The sequence below is a fragment of the Glaciimonas sp. PAMC28666 genome (genome assembly GCF_016917355.1).
GTDB lineage: Bacteria > Pseudomonadota > Gammaproteobacteria > Burkholderiales > Burkholderiaceae_D > Glaciimonas.
Genome location: NZ_CP070304.1, coordinates 825,917 through 842,507 on the forward strand (window position 1 = coordinate 825,917; position 16,591 = coordinate 842,507).

Annotated in this window: 15 protein-coding genes; 10 read left to right on the plus strand and 5 right to left on the minus strand. The window is 51.6% G+C overall.

The annotated features are described in order from the left end of the window. Positions 1 to 14 precede the first annotated feature (14 nt). Both JQN73_RS03665 and JQN73_RS03670 read right to left on the minus strand, forming a co-directional pair. Positions 15 to 911, minus strand: a complete 897-nt coding sequence (locus tag JQN73_RS03665; protein ID WP_205321811.1) for a LytTR family DNA-binding domain-containing protein — start codon at positions 909 to 911, stop codon at positions 15 to 17. Positions 912 to 1,053: 142 nt separating this feature from the next. Continuing rightward, a complete protein-coding gene (locus tag JQN73_RS03670; protein ID WP_205321812.1) occupies positions 1,054 to 2,139 on the minus strand; it encodes a sensor histidine kinase in 1,086 nt (361 codons plus the stop codon). 360 nt (positions 2,140 to 2,499) lie between these two features. Here JQN73_RS03670 and argH point away from each other — a divergent pair, with 360 nt between their 5' ends. The 6 genes from argH (at position 2,500) to JQN73_RS03700 (ending at position 8,914) form a co-directional block, all read left to right on the plus strand. Beyond that, positions 2,500 to 3,894: an argininosuccinate lyase gene (gene argH / locus JQN73_RS03675; RefSeq protein WP_205321813.1), complete on the plus strand. Its 1,395-nt coding sequence runs from the start codon at positions 2,500 to 2,502 to the stop codon at positions 3,892 to 3,894. 306 nt (positions 3,895 to 4,200) lie between these two features. Then, positions 4,201 to 5,358: an ABC transporter substrate-binding protein gene (locus tag JQN73_RS03680; protein ID WP_205321814.1), complete on the plus strand. Its 1,158-nt coding sequence runs from the start codon at positions 4,201 to 4,203 to the stop codon at positions 5,356 to 5,358. Positions 5,359 to 5,667: 309 nt separating this feature from the next. Beyond that, complete coding sequence (locus JQN73_RS03685; RefSeq protein ID WP_205321815.1) at positions 5,668 to 6,549, plus strand: branched-chain amino acid ABC transporter permease; 882 nt, start codon at positions 5,668 to 5,670, stop codon at positions 6,547 to 6,549. A gap of 3 nt (positions 6,550 to 6,552) precedes the next feature. Further along, complete coding sequence (locus JQN73_RS03690; RefSeq protein ID WP_205321816.1) at positions 6,553 to 7,443, plus strand: branched-chain amino acid ABC transporter permease; 891 nt, start codon at positions 6,553 to 6,555, stop codon at positions 7,441 to 7,443. Next, positions 7,443 to 8,204, plus strand: a complete 762-nt coding sequence (locus tag JQN73_RS03695) for an ABC transporter ATP-binding protein (RefSeq protein WP_205321817.1) — start codon at positions 7,443 to 7,445, stop codon at positions 8,202 to 8,204. The genes JQN73_RS03690 and JQN73_RS03695 overlap by 1 nt, the downstream gene beginning before the upstream one ends. Further along, positions 8,201 to 8,914, plus strand: a complete 714-nt coding sequence (locus tag JQN73_RS03700) for an ABC transporter ATP-binding protein (protein WP_205321818.1) — start codon at positions 8,201 to 8,203, stop codon at positions 8,912 to 8,914. The genes JQN73_RS03695 and JQN73_RS03700 overlap by 4 nt, the downstream gene beginning before the upstream one ends. 50 nt (positions 8,915 to 8,964) lie before the next feature. Here the strand turns inward: JQN73_RS03700 and JQN73_RS03705 are convergent, their stop codons facing one another. Together JQN73_RS03705 and pmbA are read right to left on the minus strand one after the other, a co-directional pair. Next, positions 8,965 to 9,147, minus strand: coding sequence for a hypothetical protein (locus JQN73_RS03705; RefSeq protein ID WP_205321819.1), 183 nt, complete (start codon positions 9,145 to 9,147; stop codon positions 8,965 to 8,967). A 272-nt stretch (positions 9,148 to 9,419) separates the two neighbouring features. Then, positions 9,420 to 10,784: a metalloprotease PmbA gene (pmbA, locus tag JQN73_RS03710; RefSeq protein ID WP_205321820.1), complete on the minus strand. Its 1,365-nt coding sequence runs from the start codon at positions 10,782 to 10,784 to the stop codon at positions 9,420 to 9,422. A 482-nt stretch (positions 10,785 to 11,266) separates the two neighbouring features. Between pmbA and yjgA the strand changes: the two genes are divergently transcribed. From yjgA to JQN73_RS03725, 3 genes are all read left to right on the plus strand, one after another. Beyond that, positions 11,267 to 11,866 (plus strand): ribosome biogenesis factor YjgA, encoded by a 600-nt coding sequence (gene yjgA, locus JQN73_RS03715; protein WP_205321821.1) that lies wholly within the window; start codon positions 11,267 to 11,269, stop codon positions 11,864 to 11,866. Then, the gene (gene mog / locus JQN73_RS03720; protein WP_240162414.1) at positions 11,844 to 12,533 is read left to right on the plus strand and encodes a molybdopterin adenylyltransferase; all 690 of its coding nucleotides are present in this window, start codon (positions 11,844 to 11,846) and stop codon (positions 12,531 to 12,533) included. The genes yjgA and mog overlap by 23 nt, the downstream gene beginning before the upstream one ends. A gap of 214 nt (positions 12,534 to 12,747) precedes the next feature. Beyond that, positions 12,748 to 13,419, plus strand: a complete 672-nt coding sequence (locus tag JQN73_RS03725) for an alpha/beta hydrolase (protein WP_205321822.1) — start codon at positions 12,748 to 12,750, stop codon at positions 13,417 to 13,419. Between the two features lie 166 nt (positions 13,420 to 13,585). Here the strand turns inward: JQN73_RS03725 and JQN73_RS03730 are convergent, their stop codons facing one another. After that, positions 13,586 to 13,783, minus strand: coding sequence for a heavy-metal-associated domain-containing protein (locus tag JQN73_RS03730; protein WP_205321823.1), 198 nt, complete (start codon positions 13,781 to 13,783; stop codon positions 13,586 to 13,588). 253 nt (positions 13,784 to 14,036) lie between these two features. Here JQN73_RS03730 and JQN73_RS03735 point away from each other — a divergent pair, with 253 nt between their 5' ends. Further along, positions 14,037 to 16,589, plus strand: a complete 2,553-nt coding sequence (locus tag JQN73_RS03735; RefSeq protein ID WP_205321824.1) for a heavy metal translocating P-type ATPase — start codon at positions 14,037 to 14,039, stop codon at positions 16,587 to 16,589. The last annotated feature ends 2 nt before the right edge of the window (positions 16,590 to 16,591 follow it).

Below are 16,591 nucleotides of genomic sequence, written 5' to 3' on the forward strand. Positions count from 1 at the left end.
CACCAATTTCTTTATCATCGTACCAGCGCCCGAACGATGGCCCACTGCCTCCGGGATATTGGCAATCGTTGTTTGACGTCGCGTAATATAACCTGCCAGGTTTGCTGCAATAACGGCGGCATTTTTTTGTCAACGCCGTCGTCATCAACAGCAATGACGCCGCGCTCTACGCCGATAATGGCACTTCTGGCTACCAGCGCGTTGCGATGGACCCTGACAAAATGCAGACACAGCTCATCTTCAATTGACATCAACGAATCTTCAATCAAATATTCCTTTAATCTGGTTCCCAGCACCACGTACTTCAACTCTGCCTTTAAAAAGCGCACTTCATCGACAGGCACTAACAATACACGCCCGCGCTCCAGCACCGAAAAATGCGTACGCGCCACAGTCAGGGCAGTCGGTGCAGCCAGCGCAGGCCAAACAGGCAACGGTAATAATGGTGATAACGCCTGGACGTGCGATGCCACATTAACCGGTGCGGTTGCTACGCCAGGAAAACGGGATCTTGTGGCACGCGCCAAAGCCTGCTGCAATCGCGCTGCACGGACTGGCTTCAATAAATAGTCGAATGCGTGTACATCAAAGGCGTTCACGGCGTAATTCTCATAAGCCGTTACAAAAATAATGATCGGCATCAGCGCTGCTCGGTTTGCGGGCAGTTTAGTTTGCTTTTCATACGTCTGCATTAATTGCTCAACCATCTGCAAACCGTTTATCTCCGGCATTTGGACGTCTACCAACACCACGTCAGGTGCCGTTACCACAATGCCCTCCAAAGCCGCCTGTGCATGCCCGGCTTCACCGACCAGAACATGCGGGCACGCTTCAGCAATATCCGACAATATTGTCCGTAAGCGGGCGCGTGCCGGCGCTTCGTCATCAACTATAAATATACGAGGAATCATGACATGGTCGTTTCGTGAATGTATCAATATTGGCTAACCTGCTAACCGGAAACGTTGAAATACAATTGGTCTGGAAACTCGGCATGACTGGCAGACGCAGGAGCAGGCCAGATTTTGATTTTTCAGTGACCGAATTTTCCATCTACGCTTTAACGTAAGGAAACCGTACGCGTACCTCAAATTGTCCATCAATCACCGCCGTGGTCAATTGTCCCTCCACGTCGTACAACAAGGCCAGGCGTTCGCGAATGTTATTTAATGCCATCTGATTACCATCCGACAACATTGGTATGATCTGGGCGTGATAGGGGTTAATGACTGCGATTTCGATGCGTTCCAGAGTTCGCTTCAATTGAATGCGGATTATTGATTCGGTAGCGCTCGGTTCCACGCCGTAATGCACCGCATTTTCTACCAACGGTTGCAACAACAAGGTAGGAATTTGTATGTGGTGCACCGCTTCATCGTCGATACTTTCACGCTCCCATTGCACATTCAAACGATCACCCAAACGGATCTTTTCGATCGATAAATACTGACGACATAATTGGCACTCGTTTTCCAGTGTGGTCATGGCGCGTGGATCACGCATCAATACGCGAATTAGATCAGCCAGGTCCTCCAGCGCCGTTTCCGCGCGCCGGGGCTCGGTGCGAATAAGCGCAAGCACGGCATTTAAACTATTAAACAAAAAGTGCGGTCGTATGCGCGCTTGTAGCGCCTGCAATCGGGCTTCGACCAGGACCGGCGAAAAGGCACGCCCACGCAGCTCAAAATAGTGCTGCAAGGAAATGCCAAATAATCCCGCCACGATCATGGCACCAAAGATCGAGAAGTCGTCAAAACCATGCAAAAACCAATCATAACGCGACAGCAAATGGATTACCAAACCTGTGATAGCGGCTGGCTCCAGCGCGCATAGCAGACGCTGCCCCCACAAGGGAAGCCGACTTCCCCAACGTCGCGTGCCGCATAAAAAAAATAGCGACAAAAAGCAAGTCAACTCAACCAGCATGGCGGACTCAACAAATTGCATCAGCACAGATAACAGCCCATCGACCCGCACCAGGGTTGTCGCCAGTAACGCAACATTGGCCATCATCAAAGTACGCGCCACTACGCCCAAATTACAACAATCGGGAATTACCGTAACAATGGATGAATCGAAGGCAACGCGTTCGGTGCTGAAAGTTGAATCACTTGCGTTAATTGGATTATTTTTATGCATATCTCGACGTTTGGCTGGAGAGTTTGGCTAGAAAAATGGCGGTTTAATACTTACGGGCATCTTTGACGGCTGCCTGGTCCGATATTGCGGCGACAATAAATTTTAAGTAGATAAAAATAAGTAAATCGACAACAAAATAGCGATTTGGTCGCAAAAATGCACGTAATACCGACGCCATTGAAGGTCATTCGCGGTCATTCGCGGGAAAAATGCAGGCTTGTTTTATAATCGTGCGTTAATTAACTCTTCAGCCTGGATAATTACCTGTGTTTGCCCACGTTTAGTGCGCATTCAACTCGTTCAGCGCAGACTTAGCATTCGATTTATTACCATTATTCCTTACCGAATTTAGCCGATACCATGACAGAACAATTTTCAAAGAAAGCCGAAGCCTGGTCCGCGCGCTTCTCCGAACCGGTTTCCGAACTGGTCAAACGTTACACCGCTTCGGTATTTTTCGATAAACGCCTGGCCGAAGTCGATATTCAGGGCTCCCTTGCACACGCCGATATGCTCGCGCACCAAAAAATTATCAGTGCCGATGATTATGCCGCGATTCAAAAGGGCATGGCACAAATTCAAGAGGAAATTGCATCCGGGAAATTCGAATGGCTGCTCGATCTTGAAGATGTCCATCTGAATATCGAAAAGCGCCTGACCGAGTTGGTCGGAGATGCTGGCAAGCGCTTACATACCGGACGTTCCCGCAACGATCAGGTCGCCACTGACATCCGCCTCTATTTGCGCGGCGCTATTGACGACATCTGTGGCTTGCTACGTGAGCTTCGCCTTTCATTGCTGACGTTGGCCGAACAACACGCTGACACTATTTTGCCGGGCTTTACGCACATGCAGGTGGCGCAACCGATTACTTTTGGTCACCACGTTCTGGCTTACGTCGAAATGTTTGGTCGCGATACGGAGCGCATGCAGGACTGCCGCAAACGTGTGAATCGCCTGCCGCTAGGCGCTGCGGCGCTGGCAGGCACCACCTTTCCGATTGACCGTCATCGCGTTGCTGCAACTCTGGGATTTGACGACGTGTGCCGCAATTCGCTGGACGCGGTCTCTGATCGGGATTTCGCTATTGAATTTTGCGCCGCCGCGGCGCTGGTGATGACGCACATTTCTCGTATGTCCGAGGAATTAGTCATCTGGATGAGCCCAAGAGTCGGATTTATCGATATCGCCGACCGGTTTTGTACCGGGTCATCAATCATGCCGCAAAAGAAGAACCCGGACGTGCCAGAACTGGCGCGTGGCAAAACCGGACGCGTGAACGGGCACTTGATTGCCTTGCTGACGTTAATGAAAGGCCAACCTTTAGCCTACAATAAAGATAATCAGGAAGACAAAGAGCCGTTATTCGACACTGTCGACACGCTGACCGATACGCTGCGAATTTTTGCCGATATGGCGGGCGGCATCACGGTCAAACCGGATGCAATGCGGGCCGCCGCCTTGCAGGGTTACGCTACAGCAACTGATTTGGCCGATTATCTGGTCAAAAAAGGTCTGCCTTTCCGAGACGCGCACGAAGCCGTGGCCTTGGCGGTGCGCCATTGCGTCGACCAGGAATGTGACCTTAGCGACATGTCCCTGGAGAAACTTCAGGCCTTTTCCCCATTAATCGCGTCGGACGTATTCGAAGTATTGACGCTCGAGGGATCGGTCGCTGCACGGGATCATATTGGCGGCACCGCTCCGCGCCAGGTACGTCTGGCGATTGCGCATTTACGCGAACAATTGGGCTAAAACCAGATACAAAGTCCTTTATACTTCTTGCACAGTTGATATGCGAATATGCGCGTGTCAACTGGAGGTCCCCTGCAGGAATTAGCAAAAATAAAAAATGAGACACTAGTTGGTGCAATTTCAGATGCAAACTAAAAACAAAACGCTAGCAATGCCAGACAAACAGTGTCAATCCCTGCCTCGCTATTGATCGCTCCATTCCATCGACTAACTGTCAATCGGATGAATACGTCAATGCGTCGCTAACAATCTACCTGTGTGCGTGTCATTACTACAAATATTAATAGCAACCCGGAGAGTTCAAAGATGAAACTGAATACGATGTTGAAAACATTAACCGTGCTGGTGTTCAGCGCGACATTAGCACAATCCGCACTGGCAGCCGAAATCAAACTCGGCCTTGCAGCGGCGTTGACCGGTCCGGCGGCCAAATACGGCGTGGCCATCAAAAACGGCTTCACGCTGGCGACGGAAGAAGTCAATGCCAAAGGCGGCGTTAATGGCAACCAGCTATTGTTGGTCATAGAAGACGAGCAAGGTAAAAAAGAAGATGCCATCAACGCCTTCAAAAAACTCATCTTCCAGGACAAGGCATTGCTGGTTTTCGGCCCTACCCTGTCTAATTCCGCGTTCGCTGCCGATCCGATCGCCAATGCCGCCAAGGTTGTCGCTTTCGGCACCAGTAACACCGCTGACGGCATCACGGCAATGGGACCGTTCACCTTCCGTAACTCAGTCATGGAAGCCGACGTCCTGCCAGTAACCACACGTGCAGCAGTCAAACATTTCGGCATCAAGAAGGTTGCCGTTATTTATGGCAATGATGATGCGTTCACAAAGAGCGGTTACGACGTATTCAAAGCCACCCTCGCCGAGCAAAAAATCCCCGTAACGACGACTGAGTCCTACGCTAAGGGCGACGTTGATTTCAAGGCGCAGCTTACTAAAATCAAAGCATCCAATCCAGACGCTATCGTCTGTTCTTGCCTGACTGAAGAAGCAGCGAATATCATTTTGCAAACCCGCACGCTTGGCATGAAACAACCGTTCATCGGCGGAAATGGCTTGAACTCTCCGAAGCTTTTTGAAATTGCCAAAGGCGCCGGTGATGGCACCATCATGGGCAGCCCTTGGTCGGCAGAAAACACGACGCCAGCCAATAAGGCGTTCATGACTGCCTATAAAGCCAAATTCGGCACGGAGCCAGATCAGTTTGCTGCGCAAGCTTATGACGCGTTGTATATCGTTGCCGCGGCATTGAAAACAGTAAAATTCACCGGCGCTTTGCCAGCTGATCGGATCGCGCTGCGCGATGCGCTGCCAGCAGTCAAGATCGCAGGAGCAACTGGCAATTTCGCGTTCCGCAAAGCACCGGAATCGGGCGGCAAAGCGGTTGGCTATGACGCCCACCAGGAAGCAATTGTGAATATTGCTGAAGGTGGAAAATTCGTTCTGATGAAGTAAGAGTCGTAACACGCTAGTTAATACAGCTAGTTAATACAGCTAGTCAATACAGCTAGTTGTGAGGGGTTTGAGAAACCGACGCGATATCGATCTGGCTGGCATGATTTTCCTGATCGAGATTTGCGCGGTTTGCAATTCCCACAGGCACTGGTCATAAAGATTCACAGCAAACCGACTGACGAAATAACGCTAGGGCACACCGACAAACCATCGGCGTGCCTTTCGCTTTAGTTTTTGACATTTCGGTTTGTGTTCTCGGTTTTTGCTTTAATTTTGCTTCTTCGCTGGCTGGTTTATAAAGAGTTCCCTATGCTTGAACAACAACTTATTAACGCTCTGTCGCTCGGTAGTGTCTACGCGCTCTTCGCGCTAGGTTTCACACTGGTCTTTGGCGTACTCGGCGTCATCAATTTATCCCATGGCGCGATTTTTATGCTTGGCAGTTACGTCGCGCTGATGTTGGTCGAACAACTTGCTCTGCCGCTCTGGCTCGCGATGTTGTTGGCGATGTTAGCCTCTGGCCTGATTGGGCTGATCGTCGACTACGTTGTGCTGCGCCCACTGCGCAAGCGCAACGCACCGCATCTGGCCCCCATGATCGCGACCATCGGCGTCGCCATTATTTTGACAAATCTGGCACAAGGTTTGTTCGGCGCTGAAAACAAACGCTTCCCAACTGGCACTATTCCTGAAGATAGCTATACGTTCGGCAGCGTACATGTGACCGCGGTACAAATTGGCATCGTTCTGGTTTCATTTGTTCTGATGCTGATATTGTTAGGCGTCATGCGTCGTACCCAACTGGGACGGGCTTTACGCGCCATCGCGGAATCGCCAAAAGCAGCCTATCTGCTGGGCATCAATGTGGAAGGTTTGTTTTATCTGACTTCGTTTGCCGCTGCGGCGTTAGGTGGCGCGGCTGGCGTATTAGTCGGCCTGTCGTTTAATGCGATCACCCCATTCATGGGCCAGCCAATGCTACATAAAGGCATTGCCGTCATCATTTTAGGCGGCATGGGCGATATTCGCGGTGCAATGATCGCTGGTCTGTTTCTCGGTTTTGCAGAAGTACTGACAGTCGCCTATTTGTCGAGCGATTTCCGCGATGCGGTCGGATTCGGCTTACTGTTTTTGATCTTGCTCGTCAGGCCATCAGGCATGTTCGGCAAAGTGCTGGAAAGAAAGGCGTAACAGATGGGATTCATGGAATGGTGGGACGGATTTTGGGCAACCTATAACACCGTCGTTTTCAGTATTGGCGTCAACGCCATGCTGGCCTTGTCAATTTATGTCACGCTATCGTGCGGGCTATTATCGCTGGCAAATGCCGCGTTCATGGGCATCGGCGCTTACGCCGCAGCGCTAATCAGTATGAACACCGGCCTGCCATTTCCGGTAGCACTGGCGGTTGGCGGCGCTTTACCAGCACTGGTAGCGCTAATCATTGGTATTCCGACGCTACGCCTGTCTGGCGTGTATCTGGCGATGGCCACGCTAGGTTTTGGAGAAGTGGTCCGGGTAGTTGTACTGAACATGGACATCACGGGTGGACCGATGGGATTGAACGGTATTCCGCCGACGACTGAATGGTGGCACATCGTATTGCTGCTCGGAGTCACCCTGTACATATTGGCGCGCATCAGGCGCTCCAAAATCGGCCGAGCGTTTGAAGCAATCAAAGAAGATGAAATTGCCGCCCGTTTGATGGGCGTGAACGTTGCTGGCTATAAATTGCTTGCGTTTGTCATCGGTGCGACCATCGCAGGCGTCGCGGGGGCTCTTAATGCGCATTACACCTTTACGATAGGGCCAGGAAACTACGCCTTTGAAAACGCCGTCGATATTCTCACCATGGCAGTTTTCGGTGGCACCAGCAATTTGATCGGCCCGACTATCGGCGCCACGTTATTGACCTTGTTGCCAGAAGTATTGCGTCATTTCAAAGACTTCCGGTTAGCAGCGAACGGCATCATTTTGGTACTGGTCATTTTGTACCTGCCAAAGGGAATTTGGGATCCACGCCGCATCCGTAATATATTCTCCAAAACAGATAAGAAAACCCAGCCGACAGGAAAGGTGAGCTGATGCTTCAACTCAACAATATCAGCAAAAACTTTGGTGGTCTGCACGTATTACAAGACGTCAATTTAATTGTCCCACAAGGCGGAATTTTTGGCTTGATTGGCCCGAACGGTGCCGGAAAAACCACCGTCTTCAATCTCATCACCGGCTTGCTTCGCGCATCAGGCGGCAGCATTTCTTTTAATGGTGAGGATATCGGCAAAGTGGCGCCGCATAAAATTACTGAACGCGGTATCGCCCGTACCTTCCAGAATATTCGCGTATTCAAGGAAATGACGCTGTTGGAAAACGTCGTGGTCGGCATGCACGATCATATGAATTATGGCTTAGCCGGCTTGCTGTTAAATCTTCCTGGCTATCGCAAAATTGAAGCAAACGCGCGCGAACGCGCACTGGAATTATTATCATGGGTGCGCCTTGATCATAAGGCTCACCTGCTGGCAGATAGCTTATCGTACGGCGAACAACGCAAGCTTGAATTTGCCCGCGCCCTCGCCACCAAGCCCAAATTGTTATTGCTGGATGAACCCGTCGCCGGGATGAATCCATCGGAAAAAACTGAGCTGATGCGAGAAATCCTTAACATCAAGGAGCGCGGTTTCAGCATCTTCATGATCGAACACGACATGCGCTTTGTGATGGGCTTATGTGACCGCATAGCCGTCCTCAATTTCGGCCGCATCATCGCGGAAGGCACGCCGGATCAGATCAAGAATAACCAGGAAGTGATTGAAGCTTATCTGGGCAAGGAAGAAGCAGAATGAAGCCAATCTTAAGTGTTCGGGACCTGGCGGTTTCGTACGGTCATATTGAAGCGGTAAAAGGGATTAACCTCACCCTTAATGAAGGTGAAATCACCGCCCTGGTCGGTGCCAATGGCGCGGGAAAAAGCACTGCCCTGCTAGCGATATCAGGCCTGCTAAAACCGACCAGAGGCAAAGTATTGCTGGAAGATCGCGACCTCACTCAGCTGTCTCCTCACAAAATCGTACAGAGCGGCATAGTACAGGTAGCAGAAGGCCGCGCCATCTTAACCACACTCACCATCGCAGAAAATTTAGCCCTAGGTGCCTACACCCGCAGCGACAAAGCCCAGGTAGCAAAAGATCTGGAATGGATCTATTCCCTGTTCCCGGTCCTGCAACAACGCAAAGAAGGCCTGGCAGGCAACCTCTCCGGCGGTGAACAACAAATGTTAGCCATCGGCCGCGCCTTAATGGCAAAGCCCCGCGTCCTCCTGCTAGACGAGCCATCAATGGGATTAGCGCCACTGATGATCCAGGAGATTTTCCGCATAGTCCAGGAAATCAACCGCACCGGCCTTACCATCCTGCTGGTAGAACAAAACGTCCGCCAAGCCCTACGCATCGCCCAACGCGGCTACGTACTTGAAACCGGAAAGATCGTACTAGCCGACACCGGTACCAATTTGCTAAACAACCCAAAAGTACTAGAAGCCTACTTAGGCGGCTAGACAAAAAACCAGCGGAAAATTAAACGGCAGAAATGCCCTAATAATTTTATTTAAGGCCCGCTCGAACCACTCCGCAGTAAAACAAGTGGATTGGGTCGCAGTTGCAGTTGCAGTTGCAGTTGCAGTTGCAGTTGCAGTTGCAGTTGCAGTTGCAGTTGCAGTAGATTTTTGACCTGCCCGACATTGAAGCTGCCAAGCATTTCAGCCACCAGTCGGGAATTGCTGGAAGACATGTTTGAGCGTAGCAGTTGGTCTTTCAACCGACTGGCGGCTGAAACGCTTGGGAACCCGAAGGGCAGCATCACTGCGGTCGCCTTCTTTTTGGTGCCTTTTTCCTGGCGGGGGCGCCGAGCCGAGCAAGAAAAAGACACTAGCTGTCGGGCTACCTTCGACAAGCCCCCACGGAGCAGAAAATCCAAAATACAACCACGCCCCAAAGCACACAAAGCAGTTGAAGTTGAAGTTGAAGTGAACCTTCGACCATCGGATTCAATCACAATAAAATCTAATTCCCGGCCACCGTCATACTCTCAATCAAAATCGACCCAGTCAAACTACTCCCCCGAGTCAACGTATCAGCCCCAATAGCCACAATCTGCGCCAACATATCCTTCATATTCCCAGCAATCGTAATCTCCTCAACCGGATACTGAATCACCCCATTCTCCACCCAATATCCCGACGCCCCCCGAGAATAATCACCAGTAACATAATTTACCCCGGACCCCATCAACTCAGTCACCAACAATCCGGTATGCAGCTTCTTCAGCATCGCCTTAAAGTTATCGCCCGCCACAGTCAACGAAGAAGTCAACGCCAAATTATGCGAACCGCCCGCATTCCCGGTAGTCGTCATGCCCAGCTTACGCGCAGAATAAGTCGACAAGAAATATCCCTGAACAACGCCATCCTTCACCACCTCACGACGCTGCGTCTTCACACCCTCATCATCGAACGGGGCCGAACTGACTGCACCGATAATATGCGGATCTTCAACGATCTGAATATGCGAAGCAAAAACCGATTTACCCAACGTATCCAGCAAAAAAGTCGACTTGCGATACAACGCACCACCCGATACGGCCTGCACAAAAGCGCCCAACAAACCCGAAGCCAGCGGCGCCTCAAACAACACTGGACATTTACGGGTATCGAGTTGACGAGCATTCAAACGTGCCAGGGCACGCTCCGCAGCGTAGCGACCGATCGCTTCCGGCTTAGCTAATTTCTTAGGATCACGCACCGATGAGTACCAGCTGTCGCGTTGCATTTTCCCGCCCTTGCCTGCAATCGGCGAGACCGAAAGCGTATGCCGTGAAAACGGATATCCCCCCATAAACCCGCGCGAGTTAGCGCTCACAAAATGCGATTGCTGGGCATAAACACCGGCCCCTTCGCTATTCGTAATCCGCTTGTCGACAGCAAACGCCGCAGCTTCGCAGCGCTTCGCCAATTCCACCGCCTCTTCAGCCGAAATTGACCATGGTGTGCATAATTTCAGGTCACGCGGCTGCATTTCCAGCATGTCTGCGTCGGGCAGGCCAGCGCAATCATCTTCTGCGGTAAAGCGTGCGATGTTGTACGCCGCATCGACGGTATCTTTTAATGACTGCGCCGAAAAGTCTGAAGTACTCGCATTGCCACGTCGCGTATGACCTTCTTCGCCCAAATACACGGTCACACCCATGCCTTTGTCTTTATTTTGCTCGATCGTCTCGATTCCGCCCTTGCGCACACCAACCGAGAGGCCGCTACCTTCGCTGATATCAACGGCAGCGTTAGAAGCACCCTTCTCGCGGGCATAGCGCAAAACGTCCTGTGCAAGCTGTTGTAACTGATCCTGAGTATGGAGAAATACGGATTCGCTCATATGCTGGTTTTCTTTATTGTTAGGGTAGGGACAGAAATCTTAAAAAATTTCGCCGCGTTCATGCCACAGTTTAACCCACTCTTTCCGATAACTAAGCTGCTCGCTCCAAAGGACGAAATCTCCCTATTCGAATTTCAGCGTTACGGCGTTACGTTAATGCAAAGTTATCAAACACTCTTCGAACGGGATTTTTGTTATTAATTTACAACATTTTCCCGTGCCGACCTGCGGCCACCGCAGAACCTGAATCTTGCCGCTGATCTATACCTTATATTCGCGCTCCAACCTCGCGCTGCTGCGTAATTTCGCCCCATTAACTGGCGCGAGCTGGGGCAATTTTAGCTATTTTCTTAAAAATTCAATGGCTTAACGCAAATTTATGGTATGCCGATCGCAACCGAAATGGCGAATGAGCGACAGGAGGAAGGCTAAAACGGTTATCATAGCAATCGTTTAAAGAGAATGGTTTCACCCCTACAATCATGCCAAATCCAAATCGCGGCTCCTGTGGCTTCCAGTCCACCGAGTTCGAACAAGAATACGACCGTCCATCCAAGTCCCAGCTGAAACGTGAAATGACTGCGCTTCAGAAATTGGGCGAAGAGCTAATCGCTGAATCGCGGGACCGCGTCAAGCGCGTTCCGATGCCGGAAGATGTGCGTGAAGCCATCCTCATTTGTCAGCAAATCAAGGATCATGAAGGCCGCCGCCGCCAGACTCAATATGTCGGCAAGAAGATGCGAACGCTGGAAGAACACGAGATTGCCGATATCCAGAAAACATTGGATAGCTGGAGAGGCTTGTCAAAATCAGACACCGCAGCCATGCATGCCCTGGAACGCCATCGCGATCGCTTGTTAAAAGACGACGGTGCCTTGACTACGCTGCTCGCGCAGCACCCCGATCTTGACGTGCAGCACACGCGCACCCTGATTCGGAATGCGCGCAAAGAGCAAGCAGAAAACAAACCGCCAAAGGCTTATCGCGAGATATTCCAATTGCTCAAACAGTTGCAAAAACCAAACGCAGATGACGGCGAATCGGAAATTGGCGACGAAGATGATGAGCGCGACGACTTCTGATAACGCTGCCGCCAGCATAGCGGCGGGTACGCCAGCAACATCGACCAGCTTGAATGTTGGCGCAGGAAATCGCCGCCTTAAGATTGGACTGGTGTCGATTTCGGATCGTGCCAGCGCAGGTGTGTATCAGGATCAGGGAATTCCTGCCTTGCAAGACTGGTTCGCCGCTACGCTTACGAGTCCGTGGGAGACAGAAACCCGCCTGATTGCAGATGAGCAGACTGTCATCGAACAGACCTTGATCGAATTGGTAGACCAATTTCGTTGTGATCTGGTCCTGACCACGGGCGGGACAGGTCCGTCGCGCCGTGACGTCACACCCGAAGCCACGCTTAAAGTAGCCTCCAAGGAAATGCCCGGTTTTGGCGAACAGATGCGTCAAATCAGCTTGCAATTTGTTCCGACGGCGATTTTGTCGCGTCAGGTCGCTGTAATCCGCGAAATTGACGCTCACGCCGCGCTGATTCTGAACTTGCCAGGTCAGCCTAAATCGATCAAAGAAACGCTGGAAGGTTTGAAGGATGCTAACGGGGAACAAAAAGTTTCTGGCATATTCTCTGCAATCCCTTACTGCATCGATCTGATCGGCGGTCCTTACATTGAGACCAATGCAACGATTTGTAAAGTATTCCGGCCAAAATCAGCACTTCGTCCTGCGGCCGCGTAGCCATTACATTCGATAATTTAATGTGTCCCGAACCCGTAAGACGACACTTTATGTCGGCAACCGGTTATTTATTAGCTAAACTCTGGTGTTACGCGGCACCGTCAAGCCGCATGATTAAGTTCCCTTTTTGAGCCTCTGTTAATTAAGCTCCCTTCCTGGCTCCTTTCTAGCTTCTTTCTAGCTCCATTAATCAGCACAACTTATTTTTGGCACCATGACCGATACCCTCCTTCCTACCCAAGAAATTACGACCTCCGCCACGCCTTCCGCAAGCGTTATCTGGATGCATGGCCTCGGTGCCGACGGTTCCGACTTCGTGCCAATCGTAAAAGAACTCGACCTGAGCGGCTGTCCTGGCATTCGTTTCATTTTTCCCGATGCGCCGACTATCCCGGTGACGATTAACAACGGGCATGTGATGCCAGCCTGGTATGACATTTTCACTCCCGACCTGGTAAAACGTGAAGATGAAGCCGGACTAAGAAAATCCCAGTTGCAGATTAACGCGCTGATTGCGCAAGAAATTGCGCGCGGTGTTCCAGCCAATAAAATTGTTATTGCCGGATTTTCACAAGGCTGTGCAATGGCCTTACAAACCGGTTTGCGGTATCCGGAGAAATTGGCTGGGTTGATGTGTCTGTCGGGCTACCTGCCACTGCGCGACACAATAGAGAACGAGCGATCCAGCGCGAATCAGGACACCCCCATTTTTATGGCGCACGGAACTGCCGATCCAGTGGTTGTCCTCAACCGGGCGGAGCAGTCGCGCGATATATTAAACCAACTCGGTTATCAAATCGAATGGCATGCCTATCGCATGCAACATTCGGTATGCGCGGAAGAAGTCGCCGACATCGGTAGCTGGCTTCGTCGCACACTGTCGTAAACTTTTTGTAATCGCCGGTCTATTTTCCAGGACTGTGCAAATTAAATCCATGCCATTGAAACAGATAACCGATCAGGCTATCTGTTTCAATGGCATTTTTTTGCGTAATACGCCAACCGGCCTCCAACACGACCCAACGCGTTGCAATACAACGAAATACAGCGAATCAAATAGGCAACGGTGTATAACCGGCGTCCTGTATCGCCTGCGCCAGCTGGTCGGCGTCCATTTCGCTTTCTATCGAGACCTTTTTTTCAGCAATCTTTGCCTCCACCCTGGCCCGAATATCTAATGCATTAATCGCCTTCGTGATCCGACCCACGCAATGGCCGCAAGTCATATCCTGAACGTTAAATTCAATCATCGTCAACTCTCTTTGTTTTAAACATCTTCACTGTAATCCCTCCCATTATGGGAAGGTCAAGCTTATTTTGTGCAGAGCGTCGAGAACAGTCATGTCAATTTTCCCAGCCAGGACATCATGCCAGCAGCGCGACTGACCAGGGAAATACAAGGTCGCTGGGCGACTCTGTGAGAACCTTTTAAAAAAAACTTGACCTTGCCATGATGGGAAGGTGCATCATTGAGTCATGACCATCGTCCAGACAGGACCAGACATGCACAACGCCACCAGCAGTAACACCGCAACCTCCAAAGAATTTGAACTTCCTATTGAAGGGATGAGTTGCGCTTCCTGCGTCAGCCATGTCGAAAAGGCATTAAGCAAGGTGCTCGGCGTGCAGCAGGTCAGCGTCAACCTCGCTACAGAAATGGCGTCCGTTAGCTCCGACCAGGCGACCGCTTTCAGCACATTAATTACCGCCGTGGAAAAAGCGGGGTACAACGTTAAACAACAGGAACTCGAGCTTGCAATCGACGGAATGAGTTGTGCTTCTTGCGTCGGCAGAGTAGAAAAAGCGTTGCTTAAAGTGCATGGCGTGCAATCGGCATCTGTCAATCTTGCGACCGAACTGGCTACCATTGAGATAGTCGATGGAACACCAACTGAACTATTAATAAAAGCCGTTGAAGCGGCTGGCTACACGGCTACATTGCCCTCGGCACAACCGATACCGGTTAGTAACTCACGAAGCTTAAGCGCCGGATGGCCGAGTTGGTGGCGCGTTGCTGTTTCCGCCCTGCTCACCGCACCTTTAATTCTTCCTATGCTGCTAATGGTGACCGGCCAGCACTGGGAACTGTCTGGCTGGTGGCAATTGGCTTTTGCAACGCCGGTACAGTTCTGGTTGGGCGCGAGGTTCTATCGCACGGCATGGCGCGCGCTGAAGGCCTGGACCGGCAATATGGACCTATTGGTAGCGCTTGGCACCAGCGCCGCGTTTGGTTTGTCTCTCTACCAACTACTCACCTCCGATGCGCTTGCCATGGGACACCTGTATTTTGAAGCGTCAGCGGCTGTAATGACCTTGGTCCTGCTCGGAAAATGGCTGGAAACACGTGCCAAACATCAAACCGTGGATGCGATTCACGCCTTACAGGCGTTACGTCCAGACCACGCAACGGTGCGTCGTGACGGCATTGATCAACAGGTTGCCGTCAGCGCCTTACGAGTCGAGGATATCGTAGTTGTGCGCGCCGGTGAACGCATCGCCATCGACGGTAAGATACTGGAAGGTTTCAGCCATGTTGATGAATCCCTATTGACCGGCGAAAGTTTGCCAGTGGCAAAACAATTAAACGATCAGGTGAGTGCCGGTGCTATCAATGGCGAAGGCGTGTTGCTGGTTCGCACCACCGCGACCGGAGCCGAAACGTCCTTATCTCGCATCATTCGCCTGGTTGAACAAGCACAGGTCGCAAAGGCACCGATTCAGCGCCTGGTCGATCAGGTCAGTGCTGTGTTCGTGCCAGTGGTATTGCTTATTGCGGTGGTAACGCTACTTGGCTGGGGTCTGTTTAACGGCAACTGGGAGCAAGCGATCCTGAACGCTGTAGCAGTCCTGGTCATTGCCTGTCCGTGCGCACTAGGCCTTGCCACGCCGACGGCCATCATGGTTGGCACCGGCGTGGCGGCACGCTATGGGATTCTGATAAAGGATGCACACGCACTTGAAATTGCCCATCGGATTAATGTTGTTGCATTCGACAAAACCGGCACGCTGACCTTGGGTCGCCCAACACTGATTACCTGTCAGTCCGGCGCAATCACCGCCGCAAATGGGGAAGCGTTACCCAAAAATTCTCTGAAAAATCCTGCGCCCGAGAAGGAGCAACCCGATCCCACGATGTTTGACACCGACTTGCTCGCGTTAGCTGCCGCGGTACAACGCAATAGCGAGCATCCTTTGGGCCACGCTATCATGGCCGCTGCGACAGCAATGAATCTATCGTACCCAATCGCGACTGAGGTTCGAAGCGTCGCCGGTCGTGGAATCGAAGCGCGTATTGAAGATCGACTCTACCTTCTGGGCAGCTCGCGCTGGATGCGAGAGCTCGGTGTTGCGATGGATTCTCTTGCAGAATATGCGGCCAACCTGGAGGCGGAGGGCCGCACTATTTCCTGGCTCGCCAGTGCGCCTTTGGGTGTCGGCACCAAGCCTGTTATGCGTGGCCTGCTCGCCTTCGGCGACATCGTGAAACCCTCTGCCAGAATTGCGGTCGCACAGTTACAGCGACTCTCGATCAGGGTTGCCATGTTGAGTGGCGACAACTGGGGCAGCGCGAACGCGGTAGGCAAAAAACTCGGTATTGCTGACATTCAGGCCGAAATCCTTCCTGCCGACAAAGCGAGCGCAATCACAGGACTCAAGAAAAATGGCGCGGTGGTGGCGATGGTTGGCGATGGTGTTAACGATGCACCAGCGCTAGCTGCGGCTGATGTCGGCGTGGCCATGTCGACCGGCACCGATGTCGCCATGCAAGCTGCGGCGATCACCCTGATGCGCGGTGACCCGGCGCTCGTCGCTGACGCCATTGCCATTTCACGCCGTACATATAACAAGATCCGACAAAACCTGTTCTGGGCATTTTTCTACAATGTGGTGGGTATTCCATTGGCGGCGCTAGGATTGCTAAACCCGGTCCTGGCAGGCGCAGCAATGGCGTTCAGCAGCGTGAGCGTGGTGAGTAACGCCTTACTGTTGCGGCGCTGGAAACCGGAACAAAGTAAATCGCCTTCCAATGCAGAAAGGAGTCAGGATGGACATTGAGC

Bases quoted from the DNA above. Each gene is read 5' to 3' on its own strand.
- JQN73_RS03665 (WP_205321811.1), bottom strand. From the start codon at position 911: ATGATTCCTCGTATATTTATAGTTGATGACGAAGCGCCGGCACGCGCC.
- JQN73_RS03670 (WP_205321812.1), bottom strand. From the start codon at position 2,139: ATGCATAAAAATAATCCAATTAACGCAAGTGATTCAACTTTCAGCACC.
- argH (WP_205321813.1), top strand. From the start codon at position 2,500: ATGACAGAACAATTTTCAAAGAAAGCCGAAGCCTGGTCCGCGCGCTTC.
- JQN73_RS03680 (WP_205321814.1), top strand. From the start codon at position 4,201: ATGAAACTGAATACGATGTTGAAAACATTAACCGTGCTGGTGTTCAGC.
- JQN73_RS03685 (WP_205321815.1), top strand. From the start codon at position 5,668: ATGCTTGAACAACAACTTATTAACGCTCTGTCGCTCGGTAGTGTCTAC.
- JQN73_RS03690 (WP_205321816.1), top strand. From the start codon at position 6,553: ATGGGATTCATGGAATGGTGGGACGGATTTTGGGCAACCTATAACACC.
- JQN73_RS03695 (WP_205321817.1), top strand. From the start codon at position 7,443: ATGCTTCAACTCAACAATATCAGCAAAAACTTTGGTGGTCTGCACGTA.
- JQN73_RS03700 (WP_205321818.1), top strand. From the start codon at position 8,201: ATGAAGCCAATCTTAAGTGTTCGGGACCTGGCGGTTTCGTACGGTCAT.
- JQN73_RS03705 (WP_205321819.1), bottom strand. From the start codon at position 9,147: ATGTCTTCCAGCAATTCCCGACTGGTGGCTGAAATGCTTGGCAGCTTC.
- pmbA (WP_205321820.1), bottom strand. From the start codon at position 10,784: ATGAGCGAATCCGTATTTCTCCATACTCAGGATCAGTTACAACAGCTT.
- yjgA (WP_205321821.1), top strand. From the start codon at position 11,267: ATGCCAAATCCAAATCGCGGCTCCTGTGGCTTCCAGTCCACCGAGTTC.
- mog (WP_240162414.1), top strand. From the start codon at position 11,844: ATGATGAGCGCGACGACTTCTGATAACGCTGCCGCCAGCATAGCGGCG.
- JQN73_RS03725 (WP_205321822.1), top strand. From the start codon at position 12,748: ATGACCGATACCCTCCTTCCTACCCAAGAAATTACGACCTCCGCCACG.
- JQN73_RS03730 (WP_205321823.1), bottom strand. From the start codon at position 13,783: ATGATTGAATTTAACGTTCAGGATATGACTTGCGGCCATTGCGTGGGT.
- JQN73_RS03735 (WP_205321824.1), top strand. From the start codon at position 14,037: ATGCACAACGCCACCAGCAGTAACACCGCAACCTCCAAAGAATTTGAA.